14 protein-coding genes are annotated in these 15,885 nt (G+C 68.3%); 10 read left to right on the forward strand and 4 right to left on the reverse strand.

The features are described 5' to 3' along the window. Positions 1 to 25: 25 nt before the first annotated feature. Entirely contained in the window at positions 26 to 706 is a 681-nt protein-coding gene (locus CEK29_RS09755; protein WP_094857956.1) for a LysE family translocator, read from the reverse strand. Positions 707 to 802: 96 nt separating this feature from the next. Here CEK29_RS09755 and CEK29_RS09760 point away from each other — a divergent pair, with 96 nt between their 5' ends. Beyond that, a complete protein-coding gene (locus tag CEK29_RS09760; RefSeq protein WP_094799381.1) occupies positions 803 to 1,339 on the forward strand; it encodes a YaeQ family protein in 537 nt (178 codons plus the stop codon). A 51-nt stretch (positions 1,340 to 1,390) separates the two neighbouring features. Here CEK29_RS09760 and CEK29_RS09765 read toward each other — a convergent pair whose 3' ends face one another. After that, positions 1,391 to 2,014 carry a chorismate--pyruvate lyase family protein gene (locus CEK29_RS09765; RefSeq protein ID WP_094857957.1) on the reverse strand — a complete coding sequence of 208 codons (624 nt, stop codon included), beginning with the start codon at positions 2,012 to 2,014 and terminating at the stop codon, positions 1,391 to 1,393. Positions 2,015 to 2,150: 136 nt separating this feature from the next. Here CEK29_RS09765 and CEK29_RS09770 point away from each other — a divergent pair, with 136 nt between their 5' ends. Continuing rightward, a complete protein-coding gene (locus CEK29_RS09770) occupies positions 2,151 to 2,882 on the forward strand; it encodes a pseudouridine synthase (protein WP_094857958.1) in 732 nt (243 codons plus the stop codon). Positions 2,883 to 2,950: 68 nt separating this feature from the next. Here the strand turns inward: CEK29_RS09770 and CEK29_RS09775 are convergent, their stop codons facing one another. Then, positions 2,951 to 3,862 (reverse strand): LysR family transcriptional regulator, encoded by a 912-nt coding sequence (locus CEK29_RS09775; protein WP_094799492.1) that lies wholly within the window; start codon positions 3,860 to 3,862, stop codon positions 2,951 to 2,953. A 416-nt stretch (positions 3,863 to 4,278) separates the two neighbouring features. Between CEK29_RS09775 and CEK29_RS09780 the strand changes: the two genes are divergently transcribed. The 3 genes from CEK29_RS09780 to adeC are packed head-to-tail and all read left to right on the forward strand — an operon-like array spanning position 4,279 to position 10,172. After that, entirely contained in the window at positions 4,279 to 5,514 is a 1,236-nt protein-coding gene (locus CEK29_RS09780) for an efflux RND transporter periplasmic adaptor subunit (protein ID WP_094857959.1), read from the forward strand. 12 nt (positions 5,515 to 5,526) lie between these two features. Beyond that, complete coding sequence (locus CEK29_RS09785; RefSeq protein WP_094799385.1) at positions 5,527 to 8,718, forward strand: efflux RND transporter permease subunit; 3,192 nt, start codon at positions 5,527 to 5,529, stop codon at positions 8,716 to 8,718. After that, entirely contained in the window at positions 8,715 to 10,172 is a 1,458-nt protein-coding gene (adeC, locus tag CEK29_RS09790; RefSeq protein WP_094857960.1) for an AdeC/AdeK/OprM family multidrug efflux complex outer membrane factor, read from the forward strand. Before CEK29_RS09785 ends, adeC begins: the two co-directional genes overlap by 4 nt. Here the strand turns inward: adeC and CEK29_RS09795 are convergent. Further along, positions 10,169 to 10,933: an IclR family transcriptional regulator gene (locus CEK29_RS09795; protein WP_094857961.1), complete on the reverse strand. Its 765-nt coding sequence runs from the start codon at positions 10,931 to 10,933 to the stop codon at positions 10,169 to 10,171. The two genes, adeC and CEK29_RS09795, sit on opposite strands and share 4 nt — an antisense overlap. A gap of 103 nt (positions 10,934 to 11,036) precedes the next feature. Between CEK29_RS09795 and CEK29_RS09800 the strand changes: the two genes are divergently transcribed. The 5 genes from CEK29_RS09800 to CEK29_RS09820 are packed head-to-tail and all read left to right on the forward strand — an operon-like array spanning position 11,037 to position 15,879. Further along, positions 11,037 to 12,026, forward strand: a complete 990-nt coding sequence (locus CEK29_RS09800; protein WP_094857962.1) for a tripartite tricarboxylate transporter substrate binding protein — start codon at positions 11,037 to 11,039, stop codon at positions 12,024 to 12,026. 16 nt (positions 12,027 to 12,042) lie between these two features. Continuing rightward, positions 12,043 to 13,563 (forward strand): class I adenylate-forming enzyme family protein, encoded by a 1,521-nt coding sequence (locus CEK29_RS09805; protein ID WP_094857963.1) that lies wholly within the window; start codon positions 12,043 to 12,045, stop codon positions 13,561 to 13,563. Beyond that, positions 13,560 to 14,348, forward strand: coding sequence for a citryl-CoA lyase (locus CEK29_RS09810; RefSeq protein ID WP_094857964.1), 789 nt, complete (start codon positions 13,560 to 13,562; stop codon positions 14,346 to 14,348). The genes CEK29_RS09805 and CEK29_RS09810 overlap by 4 nt, the downstream gene beginning before the upstream one ends. Beyond that, a complete protein-coding gene (locus CEK29_RS09815; protein WP_094857965.1) occupies positions 14,345 to 15,070 on the forward strand; it encodes an SDR family oxidoreductase in 726 nt (241 codons plus the stop codon). Before CEK29_RS09810 ends, CEK29_RS09815 begins: the two co-directional genes overlap by 4 nt. Next, positions 15,067 to 15,879 carry an SDR family NAD(P)-dependent oxidoreductase gene (locus CEK29_RS09820; RefSeq protein WP_094799392.1) on the forward strand — a complete coding sequence of 271 codons (813 nt, stop codon included), beginning with the start codon at positions 15,067 to 15,069 and terminating at the stop codon, positions 15,877 to 15,879. Before CEK29_RS09815 ends, CEK29_RS09820 begins: the two co-directional genes overlap by 4 nt. The last annotated feature ends 6 nt before the right edge of the window (positions 15,880 to 15,885 follow it).

A 15,885-nucleotide genomic window follows, 5' to 3' on the forward strand; every position in this document is an offset into this window, starting at 1 on the left:
TGCCGTTGTACCACCGCGGGGCGCGTCAGCGCCGTTCGAGCGCCAGCCGCAGGCCGAAGGCGATGAAGACGCCGCCCGTGAGGCGATCGAGGCCGCGGGCCACGGACGGGCTGGCGAGCCAGCGTGCCACCGGACGCGTGGCGGCCACCAGCAAGGCGAACCACAATACGCCCATGGCCGCGTGCAACACGGCCAGGAGCAGGCTGAACTGCAGCACATCGGCGCCCTGCGGGATGAACTGCGGCAGAAAGGTGATGTAGAACACCCCTACCTTGGGATTGAGCACGTTGGTGAGGCAGCCCCGCAGAAACCAGCCCATCGCCGTGGTGTCGTGGGCGACGGGGGAGGCAGGGGCCGCGGGCTCACCGATTGCCAGCTCGCCCGCCGGGGTCCGTGCCGATGCCGACGGGGCGGCCTGCCGGGTGCGCCACAACAGCCGTGCGCCGAGATAGCAGAGATAGATCGCGGCGCCGATACGCAGGATGTCGTAGGCCAGCGTGGACATGGCGAGCAGCGAGCCCAGACCCAGCGCCGCGCCGGCGCCCCACACCAGGCAGCCGGCACAGATGCCCAGGCCCGCCATCAGTGCGCGGCGTGCGCCCTCGATGGCGCTGGTGCGCAGCACGAGGGCCGTGTCCAGCCCAGGCGTGATCGTGAGGATGCCTGCGGCAAGCGCGAAGGCGATGAGAGCGGTGGTCGTGGTCATGGTGTGGGATCCGACAGAAGCAGCGCGCCGGCAGTGTAACGCGGCGGCTCGCGTTACACTGCCGCCCTGTTTCGTCTTTCGCGGAAGTTCTATCCCATGGCCCTGCGCGCCACCATCTACAAGGCCGACCTGCACGTCGCCGATACCGATCGCAATTACTACGGCAGCCATCAGCTCACGATCGCCCGGCATCCTTCGGAGACGGACGAGCGCATGATGGTGCGGGTGGCGGCCTTTGCCCTGAACGCGCACGACGAGCTGGCCTTCACCAAGGGCCTGAGCGACACCGACGAGCCCGATCTCTGGCGCAAGGACCTGACCGGCGCGATCGAGCAGTGGATCGAGGTCGGCCAGCCCGAAGAGCGCCGTGTGCTGCGCGCCTGTGGCCGCGCCGACTCGGTGGTGATCTATTGCTACGGCGGCCATGCCTCGCAGATCTGGTGGGATGGCATCCGCAACAAGGTCGACCGCGCGCGCAATCTGCGGGTGATCAATCTGCCCTCGGGCCAGACCAACGCGCTGGCGGCGCTCACCGAACGCTCGATGCAGCTGCACGCCAATATCTCCGACGGCGTGCTGTACATGTCGGGCGCGCTCGGTCAGGTCACGATCGAGCCCGAGATCTGGCGCTGAGCGCCGGATCGACCGGCGTCGGCCAGGCAGGTTTGCCGCCGGCGCTGGCGGCTAGCCGCGGCGGATGACGTGGCGCTTGAGCGGCGGGAAGGGATTGCTCGCCGCCGCCACGGGCCAAAAGCCGGGCAAAAAACACTCCGCCACCAACAGCGGCTGGCCCGCGCGCCAGAATACCGAGCGGCGCGCCCAGAGATGACGCGCGGCGTGTTCACCATGCTGCGCGTCGAGCAGGCCCTGCAGGCTCTGGAAAAAAGGCACGGGCGCGGCGAGCCGGCGCACGGCGAACGGCGACCGCGTGACGGTGCGATCGTGATAGAGCATATCGGCCAGCGGCCGCGTCGACAGGCGCCGCATGCCCTGCCAGGCGCCATGCGACGCGGTGAGCGGCGCCAGGCTGCGCGCCGGCACGCTGTCCACCCCATCGACCGACATCAGGACCTCGCGCACCCACACGGGCGTGCCGGGGGCGATGTGCATGGCTTGCGCCTCGTCGGGCAGGGCGCCTTGCGCGTATTCACCCGTCACGCGCAGGCGGACCTGGCCCACCTGACGCAGACCGGCCGTGAGCGCGCCCGGCCGCATCAGCCAGTGGCGCATCAGCGCACCGCACACGGGAGGGCAGTGACGGAGCCAGCCGTCGGCCAGCGGAGGAGAGTTGTGCAGCGGAAGCGTCATGGCTGCGTATTATGCCAAGTCTCCCGCGGTGGGGCGGGTGCGGCCGGCGAGGTGCGGCCGGCAAGGTGCGGCCGGCAAGGTGCGGCCGGCGAGGTGCGGCCGGCCCGGGCGGCCCGGCGCGCTTACAATAGCGCCCATGGAAAAAGTACGTATCTCCAAGCTCATGTCCGAGCGGGGGCTCTGTTCGCGCCGCGAGGCCGACAGCTATATCGAACGCGGCTGGGTGCGGGTCGATGGCGAGGTGGTGTCCGAGCTCGGCGCCAAGGCCTTCCCCAATCAGGTCATCACGCTCGAACGCGCCGCGCGCGCGCAGCAGACCGCGCGCGTCACCATTCTGATCAACAAGCCCATCGGCTATGTGTCGGGTCAGGCCGAGGACGGCTACACGCCGGCCGTCGCGCTGGTCGAGGCGCGTAACCACTGGGCGGGCGACCGCTCGCCGCTGCGCTTCGACCGCAGCCAGTTGCGCGGCCTGGCGGTCGCGGGGCGGCTCGACATCGATTCGCAGGGCCTGCTGGTTCTCACGCAGGACGGCCGCGTCGCGCGCCAGCTCATCGGCGAAGAATCCGAGGTCGACAAGGAGTATCTGGTGCGGGTGCAGGGCAACCTGAATGAGCGCGGCCTGGCCTTGCTCAACCACGGCCTGTCGCTCGACGGACGGGCGCTGCGGCCGGCCCAGGTGTCGTGGCAGAACGAAGATCAGTTGCGCTTCGTACTGCGCGAAGGCAAGAAGCGCCAGATCCGCCGCATGTGCGAACTGGTCGGCCTGCGCGTGGTGGGGCTCAAGCGCGTGCGCATCGGCCGCGTCAATCTGGCCGATCTGCCGCAAGGGCAGTGGCGCTACCTGCGCGAAGACGAGCGCTTCTGAGTCCGGCGCGGCGCATTCCGCCGTCGCGCGCGCTCACACAATCATTTCAGCCGGTTTCAGCGTTCCCGCTACGGGAACAGGCTGGCGCTATCCTGGCCCAGCGGCGCGAGCCGCAGGCGTTCCATCAAAAACTCGATGAAGATCCGCGTCTTGGCCGGCAGCAGACGGGTGTCCGTGACGGCATAGACCGGAAACGGCCCCGCGTGCCAGTCGGGCAGGATGCGTTTGAGCTGGCTGCTCTCCAGATCCGCCTGCACGGCACGCACGGGCGCCAGGATGGCGATGCCGGCGCCCAGGTTGGTCAGGCTGCGCAACATCGAGATGCTGTTCACCGAATAGCGGTGGCCGGGCGTGATCTCGATGTGGCGTTCGCCATTGTGCAAAGGCCAGCGCGTCACGCGTCCGCCGCGTCCGGCGCGGAACTCCAGGCACTCATGACGGGTCAGGTCACTGGGGTGCCGCGGTTCGCCATGGCGCGCCAGGTAATCGGGCGAGGCGTACAGGTAAGCCGGAAGCATGCCAAGCGGGCGCGCGATCTGGTTCGAATCGGGCAGTTCGCCGATCTCCACCGAGACGTCGCAGGTCTGGAACACGCGGTTGGCGTGTTCCGGGCTGGCCTGGTCCAGATAGAACGTCACGTCCGGGTACTTCTGCGAAAACGCGACGAACGCTTCGGCCATGAAGTCGGTGCCGAAGTCGGCCGGCATGTTCACGCGCAGCGGCCCCGACGGGGTCTCGACCAGGTTCTGCAGCTCTTCGTGCACCACCTGCGCCTCGGCGACGATGCGCTCGCAGCGTTCGAAGTAGAGCTGGCCTGCCGCCGTGAGCTCCACCTTGCGGGTGGTGCGCGCGAGCAACTGCAGGCCGACCGAACGCTCGAGCTCGGCCACCTGGCGTGACAGCGTGGATTTGGGAATGCCCAGGTTCTCGGCGGCACGGCTGAAGTTGCGGGTCTTGGCGACCTCGACGAACAGCTCCATGCCCTGCAAACGTGTGTTCATGGCGGGAGTCGGGAAGGGCGGAAGGACGGCTGCGGGGATGGCAGCAACGGGCGTCCAGGCGGAATTATTGTCCCATATTTGGAATGATGTTTTCGCTTGGGCGCACTTTGTTTCTCGGGCGGGATAACGGACAATGTGGCGTTTTGCAATGCAGCAAAGATGCCCATCTTGTCACTCGTAGAAGTTGGAATAAGAGGCATCACCCGCGGGGCGAGCCCCCCTCGGGGGGCGGCAAGCCGAAGGCGCAGCGTGGGGGCACCCCTGCCGCCGGGCCGCCCCAAGGCAGGGAGCCCCCTCGGGGGGCAGCAAGCCGAAGGCGCAGCGTGGGGGCAACCCACCCACCCACTCCCCCCGCTTTCGGCGCAATACAAATTTTTGTTCGGGATATGCACGGAATGAAAAAGAAGAATCTGGTCCGTCGCGGCGCCTTTGCGCTGTCGGCAACCGCCCTGGCACTGGCTCTGGCCGCCTGCGGCAAGCAGGAAGCGCCGCCCGCGGCGGGCAAGCCGCAGGTCAGCGTCGTCACGCTCAAGACGCAGCCCGTTTCGCTGACGACCGAGTTGCCCGGCCGGACCTCCGCCTATCGCAACGCCGAAGTCCGGCCCCAGGTCAGCGGCATCGTGCAGAAGCGTCTTTTCACCGAAGGCGGCGAGGTGCGCGCGGGCCAGCAGCTCTACCAGATCGATCCCTCGCTCTATCAGGCTGAGTTCGACAGCCGCCAGGCGGCGCTCGCCCGGGTCCAGGCGCAGCTGCGCACCGCCAACCTGCTCGTCCAGCGCTACAAGCCGCTGACCGAGAGCCGTGCCGTGAGCCGCCAGACCTACGACGATGCCGTGGCTACCCGCGACCAGGCCAATGCCGATGTGTTGTCGGCCAAGGCGGCGCTCGAGACGGCCCGCATCAATCTCGTCTACACCAAGGTGCTGTCGCCGATCGACGGCATCATCGGTCGTTCGGCCGTGACCGAAGGCGCGCTGGTCACCGCCAACCAGACCAACGCCATCGCCCAGGTCCAGCAGATCGACCCGATCTACGTCGACGTCACGCAGTCGAGCGTGCAGCTGCTGCGCCTGAAGAGCGCGATGGCCAGCGGCTTGCTGCAGCAGGGCAGCAACGGCCAGGAAGCGCGCGTGACGCTCACGCTCGAAGACGGCACGAAGTACGCGCAGGAAGGCAAGCTGCAGTTCTCGGAAGTCACGGTCGACCCGGGCACCGGCTCGGTGACCCTGCGCGCCGAGTTCCCGAATCCCGATCGCCAGCTGTTGCCGGGCATGTTCGTGCGCGCCCGGCTCGCGCAGGGCGTGGCCGCCGAAGGCCTGCTCGTGCCGCAGCGCGGCGTGACGCGCAGCCAGCGCGGTCTGCCGACGGCGCTGGTGGTCAATGCCGAAAACAAGGTCGAGCTGCGTCAGATCAGCGCCGACCGCGCCATCGGCGATCAATGGCTCGTGACCGATGGCCTGAAGGCGGGCGACCGCGTGATCGTCGAAGGTCTGCAGTCCGCACGTCCCGGCGTCGAAGTGACGGCGACGGAAGCCAAGCCGGCGGACGCCACGCCGGCCGATGCCTCGGCGCCCGCCGCCGACAAAGCCGCCGGCGGCGCAAACGCAGCGGCAAACACGGCTGCAAAGTAAGGAAACCCAGGCATGGCAAAGTTTTTTATCGACAGGCCGGTATTTGCCTGGGTGATCGCCATCGTGCTGATGCTGGCCGGTGCGCTGTCCATCCTGAGCTTGCCGGTCGCGCAGTATCCGAACATCGCGCCGCCCTCGATCGCCATCAACGTGACCTACCCGGGCGCCTCCGCGCAGACGGTGCAGGACACGGTGGTGCAGGTGATCGAGCAGCAGATGAACGGCATCGACAACCTGCAATACATCTCGTCCGAGAGCAACTCCGACGGCAGCATGAGCATCACGCTCACGTTCGCGCAGGGCACCAATCCGGATACGGCGCAGGTGCAGGTGCAGAACAAGCTGTCGGTGGCGCAGCCGCTGCTGCCGCAAGAGGTGCAGCAGCAGGGGATCCGGGTCACCAAGGCGACGCGCAACTTCCTGATCGTGGCGGGCTTCGTCTCCGCCGATGGTTCGCTGGATCGCGCCGACCTGGCCGACTACGTGGCCTCGTACGTGCAGGATCCGATCAGCCGCACCAAGGGCGTCGGTGACTTCCAGCTCTTCGGCGCCTCGTACGCCATGCGGATCTGGCTCGATCCGTCCAAGCTCGTCAATTTCAACCTGACCGCGGCGGATGTCACCGCCGCGATCCGCGAGCAGAACGTGCAGGTCTCGGCCGGTCAGCTGGGCGGCCTGCCGGCCGCGCGCGGCCAGCAGCTCAATGCCACCGTGATCGGCCCGTCGCGCCTGCAGACGCCGGAAGATTTCGGCGCGATCCTGCTCAAGGTCGACACCAACGGCTCGCAGGTGCGCCTGCGCGACGTGGCGCGCATCGAACTGGGCGCGCAGACCTACTCGATCGACAGTAACTACAACGGCAAGCCGGCCGCCGGCCTGGCCATCAAGCTGGCGCCGGGCGCGAACGCGCTCGACACCGCCCAGGCCGTGCGCGACACGATCAACAGCCTCAAGCCGTTCTTCCCGCCCAGCATGGAGGTCGTCTATCCGTACGACACCACGCCGTTCGTGAGCCTGTCGATCGAGAGCGTGGTGCACACGCTGTTCGAGGCGGTGCTGCTCGTGTTCCTGGTGATGTATCTGTTTCTGCAGAACTTCCGGGCCACGCTGATTCCCACCCTGGCGGTGCCGGTGGTGCTGCTCGGCACCTTCGGCGTGCTCGCCGCGTTCGGCTACTCGATCAACACCCTGACCATGTTCGGCATGGTGCTGGCCATCGGCCTGCTGGTGGACGATGCCATCGTGGTGGTCGAGAACGTCGAGCGGGTGATGGCCGAGGAGGGGCTCAGTCCCAAGGCGGCGACCCGCAAATCCATGGGGCAGATCACCGGCGCACTGGTCGGTATCGCGATGGTGCTGTCGGCGGTGTTCGTGCCCATGGCCTTCTTCGGCGGCTCCACGGGCGTGATCTATCGCCAGTTCTCGATCACCATCGTCTCGTCCATGGTGCTGTCCGTGGTCGTGGCCATCGTGTTCACGCCGGCCCTGTGCGCCACGCTGCTCAAGCCGATTCCGAAGGGCCATCACGGCACCAAGAAGGGCTTCTTCGGCTGGTTCAACCGCATGTTCGACCGCTCGAGCGAGCGCTATGCGAACACCGTGTCGCGCAGCATGAACCGCACCAAGCGTCTGCTGGTGATCTATCTCGCGTTGCTGGTCGCCATGGTCTGGATGTTCACGCGCATCCCGACCGCGTTCCTGCCCGAAGAAGACCAGGGCATCCTGTTCGCCCAGGTCCAGGCACCGGCCGGCGCGACCGCCGAGCGCACCCGCGAAAGCATCGACAAGGCGGTCAAGTACCTGCTCGAAGACGAGAAGGACGCGGTCACCTCGGTGTTCGCCGTGTCGGGCTTCTCCTTCGGTGGCCGGGGCCAGAATGCCGCCATCCTGTTCGTGAAACTGCGCGACTGGGGTGATCGCGGTGGCGACGACCTGCGGGCCGGCGCCGTGGCGCAGCGCGCCAATGCCTTCTTCGCGAAAAACATCCGCGATGCGCAGGTGGCCGTGTTCGCGCCGCCGTCCGTGATGGAGCTGGGTAACGCCTCGGGCTTCGACTTCCAGCTGGTGGACCGCGCCGGTCTGGGCCATGACCAGCTGCTGGCCGCGCGCAATCAGCTGCTCGGCGAGGCGCGCCAGAGCCCGATCCTGGCCGCCGTGCGCCCCAACGGCATCGAAGACGCTCCGCAGTACGAGCTCGATATCGACCGCGAAAAGGCGCGTGCGCTGGGCGTGTCGATCGCCGACATCAACAGCACGCTCGCCACGGCGTGGGGCTCGTCGTACGTGAACGACTTCATCGACCGCGGCCGCGTGAAGAAGGTGTTCGTGCAGGGCGAGGCCTCGGCGCGCATGCTGCCCGAAGACCTCGACAAATGGTACGTGCGCAACAGCTCGGGCGACATGGTGCCGTTCTCGGCCTTCTCGTCGGCCGAATGGACCTACGGCCCGCAGAAGCTCAACCGCTATAACGGTGTGCCGTCGTTCAACATTCAAGGCCAGGCCGCACCCGGCTACAGCTCGGGCGACGCCATGGCCGAGATGGAGCGCATCGCCAGTACCCTGCCTGCCGGTATCGGCTATGACTGGACCGGCCTGTCGTTCGAGGAGCGGCTGTCGGGCGCTCAGGCGCCGGCGCTCTACGCGATCTCGCTGATCGTGGTGTTCCTGTGCCTGGCCGCGCTGTACGAAAGCTGGAGCATCCCGACCTCGGTGATGCTGGTCGTGCCGCTCGGGGTGCTGGGGGCGCTCGCCGCCACGCTGGGCCGGGGCTTGTCCAACGACGTGTTCTTCCAGGTGGGCTTGCTCACCACGATCGGGCTGGCGGCCAAAAACGCCATCCTGATCGTCGAGTTCGCCAAAGAGCACTATGAGTCCGGCGCCAGCCTGGTGGAGTCCGCGGTGCACGCCGCGCGCCAGCGCCTGCGGCCGATCCTGATGACCTCGCTCGCCTTCATCCTGGGCGTGGTTCCGCTGGCGATCTCCACGGGCGCGGGCTCGGGCGGCCGCCATGCCATCGGCACGGGCGTGATCGGCGGCATGCTGTCGGGCACCTTCCTCGCCATCTTCTTTGTTCCGGCCTTCTTCGTGATCGTCCTGCGCCTCTTCAAGGTGCGCCGCCAGAGCGAGCTGCGCGCCGAAGAAGAAGCCCACGACGCCGCGCTGGCGGCCGAATCGGATGCCTCGCACGGAGGCAAGCCGCAATGACACTCATGAGAACTCTGCTGTCGCTTTCGCTGGCTGGCGCGCTGGCCGGCTGCTCGCTGGCACCGACCTACGAGCGCCCGGCCGCGCCCATCGACGCCGCCTATCCCACCGGCCCGGCCTACGGCCAGCCCGGTGATCCCAACGCCATGTCGGCCGCCGATCTGGGCTGGCGCGACTTCTTCAACGATCCGCTGTTGCAGCAGCTCATCACGCTGAGCCTGGCCAACAACCGCGATCTGCGCGTGGCCGCGCTCAACGTCGAAGTGGCGCGCGCGCAGTACCGCATCCAGCGCGCCGACCTGCTGCCCGGCGTGGGCGTGGGCGGCACCGGCACGGTCCAGCGCACGCCCGGTTCGCTCACGACGACGGGCGAGTCCGCGATCTCGCGTCGCTACGAGGTGGGCGCATCCACCACCTCGTGGGAGCTCGATCTGTTCGGCCGCATCCGCAGCCTGTCGGAGCAAGCCCTCGAGACCTACTTCGCGCAGGAAGAAACCCGCAACGCGGCGCAGTTGTCGCTGGTCGCGGAAACGGCCATCGCCTATTTCACGCTGCGCGCCGACCAGGAGCTGCTCAAGCTCACGCGCGACACGCTCGTGGCCCAGCAGAATTCGTTCGATCTGACCAAGCAGAGCTACGATCTGGGCGTCGCCACCGAGCTCGATCTCAGCCAGGCCGAGGTGTCGCTGCGCACGGCCGAGCGCAACCTGTCGCAGTACACACGCCAGGCCGCCCAGGACAAGAACGCGCTCGTGCTGCTGGTGGGCCAATCCTTGCCCGCGCCGTTGCAGGCCGAGCTCGATGGCGCGACCCAGCTGCCCGACCGGGTGCTGATCGCCGATCTGCCCGCGGGCCTGCCCTCGGACCTGATCGAACGTCGTCCCGATATCCGCGCGGCCGAGCATACGCTGCGCGGCGCGAACGCCAACATCGGCGCGGCGCGCGCGGCCTTCTTCCCGACCATCACGCTCACCGGTTCGGCCGGCACGGCCAGCAACAGCCTGGGCGGCCTGTTCGACGCCGGCAGTGGCGCCTGGAGCTTCATGCCCCAGATCTCGGTGCCGCTGTTCGCGGGCGGCTCGCTGGTGGCGGCGCTCGACGTGTCCAAGCTGCGCCAGCGCATCGAGGTCGCGCAGTACGAGCGAGCCATCCAGGCGGGCTTTCGCGAGGTTGCCGACGGTCTGGCCGGCCGCGCCACGCTCGAAGAGCAGATCCGTGCGCAGCGCCTGCTGGTGGATGCCAACCAGCGCGCCTACACCGTGTCGGATCAACGCTTTCGTGAAGGCATCGACAACTACCTGAGCGTGCTCGACTCGCAGCGCTCGCTGTACGCCTCGCAGCAGGCCCTGGTCGAAACGCGTCTCGCGCGCCTGACCAATCTGGTCAATCTGTACAAGGCGCTCGGGGGCGGCTGGACCGAGCAGACCGTGGCGGGCGGAGCCGTGAGCCGCTAGCGCGCGGTCTGCGCTCGCGCCAGCCGCGAGCGGATCAGCTCGGCGACGGTGCGCTGGCGCTGCGCCTGCATGCGCCCGATGAGGCTGGAGACGCTGACCGCCAGCCGCGGATAGCCGGCGGCATCCAGCACCGGCACACCCACGCCGAGCACGCCCGGCACGGCCGCGTTGCCCACCACGGCCCAGCCGCGATGACGGGTGTTCTGCACCAGCCGCCGCATCTGTTCGGCGGTCATCCCGCCGTAGGCCCGCAGCGCCCGCTCGTTCTGCGTCACGATCTGCTCGCATTCGTCTCCGGGTAGCGCGGCCAGCAGGGCGAGCCCGGCCGCGCCCACGCCCAGCGGCTGCCGATGGCCGATGGTGACCGCCAGCACCTGCACCGGATAGTTGCCCACCTCGCGATGCAGGCACAGCGAGTCGTTGGCCGCGCGGCAGATCAGGAAGGCGGAGTCGCCCGTCACGTCGCTGATGTCGCGCAGGACCGGCCGCAACTGCCGCACCGCATCGGCATGAGGATCGGCCGCCGGCGCGGCGCCATCCTCGGCGACGCGCCAGCGCGGCGCGCCTTCGTCGCGCACCGCATAGCCCTCGTCGGCCAGCACGTCCAGATACCGATAGACCGTCGAGCGCTGCATGCCGGCCTCGCGGGCGATGTCGACCACATGCAGGCCCGTGGCGCCCGCCTGGCGCAGCACGCCCAGGATGCGCAGGCCTCGGCGCAGGATGCGCGGGCCGGAGGCGTCGGAATCAGGGTTGTTCATTTTTTGGACAAGCGTGATTGTCGGTCTTGCCATGGCAGCCCAATATGGGACCGGGCAGACAAAGAGCTGTCCAAATATTAGACAAATAATACGGAGACAGACAATGAAAGCATGGACCGGGCGGATCGCATCCGCCGCGGCGGCGCTCAGTGCCGCCTTGCTCGCCGGGGCGCCCGCCACCGCCGCAAAACCCTATCCCGAACGTCCGGTGACCCTGGTGGTGGGATACGCCGCGGGCGGCGCCACCGACATCGTGGCCCGGCTGATGGCCAAATCGCTGTCCGAATCGCTGGGCCAGACCTTCGTGGTGGAAAACAAGACCGGGGCCAACAGCAACATCGGCGCGGAGGTCGTGGCGCGGGCGGCGCCCGATGGCTACACGCTCTATGTCGGCTCGATCGCCAACACGATCAACCGCACGCTCTACAGCCAGCTGAACTACGACTTCGTCAAGGATTTCGCGCCGGTCGGCATGATCGCCACGATTCCGAACATCCTGGTCGTGAATCCCAAGGTGCCCGTCAAGACGGTGCAGGAATACATCGCCTATGCCAAGGCGAACCCGGGCAAGCTCACCTGCGCCTCGTCGGGCAGCGGCTCGTCGATCCATCTGTCCTGCGAGCTGTTCAAGATGCGCACGGGCACCGACATCCTGCACGTGCCGTATCGGGGCAGCGGGCCGGCCGTGGCGGATCTGCTGGGCGGGCAGGTCGATTCGATGTTCGACAACCTGCCGTCTTCGCTGCCGCACGTGCAGGCGGGCAAGCTGCGCCCCATCGGCGTCACCTCGCCCAAGCGCCTGCCGGCCACGCCCGACGTGCCCACGCTGGCCGAATCGGGCCTGGACGGCTTCGACGTCGAGTCGTGGTTCGGCCTGGTCGCGCCCAAAGGCACGCCGCAGCCGGTCATCGACCGCCTCAACAAAGCCCTGAACGATGCGCTGGCCAGCCCCGCGCTGCAGGCCTCGTACAAGCAGGGCGGCTTCTACCTGCCGGCCCAGCCCAATACGCCCGCCACCTTCACCACCAAGATCGCGAGCGAGATCGATAAGTGGGGCGCGGTCGTCAAGAGCGCCAGCCTCAAGGCAAACTAGTCCAAGGAGTTCCAGGGTGTACCCGATCGACTTTTTTTTCCGGGCCGCCGAGCGTCATCCCGAGCGGGTGGCGCTCGATGGTCCCGCGGGGCAGATCCGCTATGCGCAGCTGGCCGCCGACGTGCGGGCACTGGCCGCGGCCTTGCAGGAGCTGGATCCCGAGCCGCAGAGCCGCGTGGCCATCTGCGCGGGCAATACCGCCGAGCACGTGCTGGCCTTTCTGGCCGTGCTGGCGAGCGGCAAGATCTGGGTGCCGCTGAACTACCGCAGCACCGTGTCCGAACTCGGCCGCATCATCGAGGCCACCGCCCCGAGCATCGTCGTGGCCGACGAGCTCGGCCATCCCTTGCTGCCGTCTGCTCAGGGCGTGCACCGTGTGGCGCTGGACGAGGCGGCCCGCGCGGCCGACGCGGTCTCGGCCTTGTCCGACCTGCTCGCGCGATTCAGCGGGCGGGCGCCGGTGCGGCACGCGCTCTCGCGCGACGCGATTCAGGCGATCAAGTTCACGGGCGGCACGACCGGGCTGCCCAAGGGCGTGATGCAGCCTTATCGCGCATGGAACACCGGCATCATGAATCAGATCGCCGTCTGGTCGCTCACGCCGGAGGATCGCTATGTGGTGGCCGCGCCGATCACGCACGGCACGGGCACCTACGTGGTGCCGGTGCTCGCGCAGGGCGGCAGCCTTCTGTTGCTCGATGGCGCGGGCCCGGCCGCGGTGACCGAGGCCTTTCGCGAACGCGGCGGCACGATGAGCTTCATGCCGCCCACGCTGATCTACATGATCATGGCGCAGCCGGGCGTCACGCGCGCGGACTTTCCGCGCCTGCGCAATCTCATCTACGGCGGGGCGCCCATGCCGGTCGAGAAGATCGATCGGGCGCGCGCCTTCTTCGGGCCTGTCCTCGGCACGACCTACGGCCAGACCGAGGCGCCGCAGATCGTCACGGCGCTGCGGCCCGCCGAGCTGGAGAGCGATGCCTGGCGCGGTTCGGTGGGGCGTCTCACCTGGCTGTCGGAGGTCGCCATCCTGGGCGCGGACGGCACCGAACTGCCGCGCGGCGAGATCGGTGAGGTGGCGGTGCGTGGCGATCTGGTCATGACCGGCTATTGGCGCCTGCCCGAAAAGACCGCCGAGACCCTGGTCGACGGCTGGCTGCGCACCGGCGATACCGGCCTGCTCGACGAGAGCGGCTACCTGTTTCTGAAAGACCGGCTGCGCGATGTGATCATCACCGGCGGGTTCAACGTGTATCCGGTCGATGTCGAGAACGCGCTCTCATCGCATCCCGCCGTGTACGAATGCTCGGTGTTCGGCCTGCCCGACGACAAATGGGGCGAGGCGGTGCATGCCGCCGTGCAGTTCCATCCCGAGGCGTCGGCCGATGCCGACGCGCTGAAGGCGCATGTGCGCGCGCTGCTCGGGCCGGTGGCCACGCCCAAACACATCCATGTCCATCAGAGCCTGCCGCGTTCCAGTGTCGGCAAAGTGCTCAAGAATGCCGTGCGCGACGCGGCCCGCGAGGAGACATCATGAAGACCCCTGAAACGCGCCTGTGCGCGCACCACCTGACCGGCATGTCGTATCGCGACGTGGATCTGGTCGAAGACCTGATCGGCAAGAAGAGCTTCACCGAAGTGATGATCATGCAGATCCTTGGCCGCGACGCGCGTCCGGTCGATGTGCACATCGTGGACGCGGTGCTGGTCACGCTGATGGAGCACGGCCTCACGCCCAGCGCCATCGCGACACGGGTCGTCTACATGAGCGCGCCGGAAAACCTGCAGGGTGCCGTGGCATCGGGACTGATGGCCGTGGGCAGCCAGTTTGTCGGCACCATGGAGAATTGTTCGCGCCTGCTCGACCGCATCCGCCACGCCAGCGATCCGCGCGCCGAGGCCCTTGCCATTGCCCAGGACCATCGCGCCAACCGGCGCGCCTTGCCCGGCTTCGGCCACCATCTGCACAAGCCCGACGATCCGCGCGCGCTCAAGCTGATCGCGTTGGGCGAGGCACAGCCGGAGCTGGGCGGCGAGTCGCTGCGCGCGCTGCGCCTGCTCGCCGAGGCGGTGGACAGCACCTACGGCAAGCACATCACCATCAACGCCACCGGCGCGGTGGCGGCCCTGCTGAGCGAGATCGGCGTGCCCACGGAGCTGATGCGTGGCTTCGCGGTGATTTCGCGCGCTGCCGGCCTGGTGTCGCACGTGGCCGAAGAGCAGACCGATCCGTCGGGGCGCTTCATCTGGGAGACCATCGACCACGCGATCCCGTATGTGGGCAAGGGCCGCACGCATCAGACGCAGGGAGAGGGCGAATGAAGTCCGATGTGCTGGTCACCGGCGCAAGCCAGGGCATCGGCCGCGCGATCGCCGGGCGGCTGATCGAAGACGGGTATGCGGTCTTCAACCTGGATCTGCGCGCGCCCGAGGCGCCGCTCGCGGGCGAAACGCATATCGCGGTCGACCTGACCGACGCCCAGGCGCTGCGCGACGCGGTGCGCGAGGTGGCGGGCCGGGGCAGGGTGCTGCGCCTGGTCAACAACGCCGGCATCGTGAAGCCCGCGCTGCTCGAAGACACCACGCCCGAAGATCTCGCCGCGGTCAGCGCGCTCAATCTCACCGCGCCGCTGCTGCTGTTGCAGGGGCTGCTGCCGGGCATGCGAGAGGCGCGCTTCGGCCGCGTCGTGAACATCGCGAGCCGTGCCGCGCTCGGCAAGGGGCGACGCAGTGCCTATGCCGCGACCAAGGCCGGACTGCTGGGCCTGACGCGGACCTGGGCCCTCGAAACCGCGCCGCATGGCATCACGGTGAACGCCATCGGCCCCGGCCCGATCGCCACCGAGCTGTTCGATCGCGTGAATCCGCCCGACGCGCCGCAGACGCGCCAGATTCTCGACACCATTCCGGTTCGCCGCATGGGCACGCCCGCCGAAGTGGCGCATGCCGTGGCCGGCTTTCTCGACAGCCGCGCCGGGTTCACCACCGGACAGGTGCTGTATGTGTGCGGCGGCATGACGGTCGGTCTGGGGAACGCGGCATGACGGGCGCCACGGAACCCCGCCTCGCGGGCAAGATCGCGGTGGTGGCCGGTGCCGGCGCTTCCGCGGCCGGATGGAGCATCGGCAAGGCGAGCTGCGTCACGCTCGCCCGCCATGGGGCAGCGGTGGTGGCGCTCGACGCCGATCTGGCCGCCGCCGAAGACGCGGCGCACGAGGTCGAAGCGGCGGGCGGCCGCGCGTTGCCGGTGCGCGCCGACGTGGCCGATCCCGACGCCATGCAGGCGGCGGTGCAGGCTGCGCTCGCGCATTACGGGCGCATCGACATCTGGCAGGCCAACGCCGGCATCGGCAAGGTCGGTGGCCCGGAAGATATTTCGCTCGATGATTGGGAGCGGATTCAGCGCGTGAACGTGAGCAGCCTGCTGATCGCCACGCGGCTCATCGCGCCGCCCATGCGTGCGCAGGGCGGCGGCGCCATTGTTACCGTCTCGTCGATCGCGGGCATCCGCTACACCGGCTATCCGCATCTGGCGTATAGCGTCAGCAAGGCGGCGGTGATCCACTTCGCGCGCATGGCGGCGCAGCAGTACGCGGCCGACGGCATACGGGTGAACACGGTAATTCCGGGCCTCATCGATACGCCGCGCGTGGCGGCGAACGTGGCGCGCATGTTCGATCCCGATGATCTGGCGGCGGCCAAGGCCGCGCGGGATCGGCAGGTGCCGATGGGCCGCATGGGCACACCATGGGAAGTGGCCAACGCCGTGGCGTTTCTGGCTTCCGACGACGCGTCGTACATCACCGGCACCGAGCTCGTGGTGGACGGCGGGCTGACCGGTAAATATGCCTGATCCGTA

The organism is Bordetella genomosp. 5, from assembly GCF_002261475.1.
Lineage (GTDB): Bacteria > Pseudomonadota > Gammaproteobacteria > Burkholderiales > Burkholderiaceae_B > Bordetella.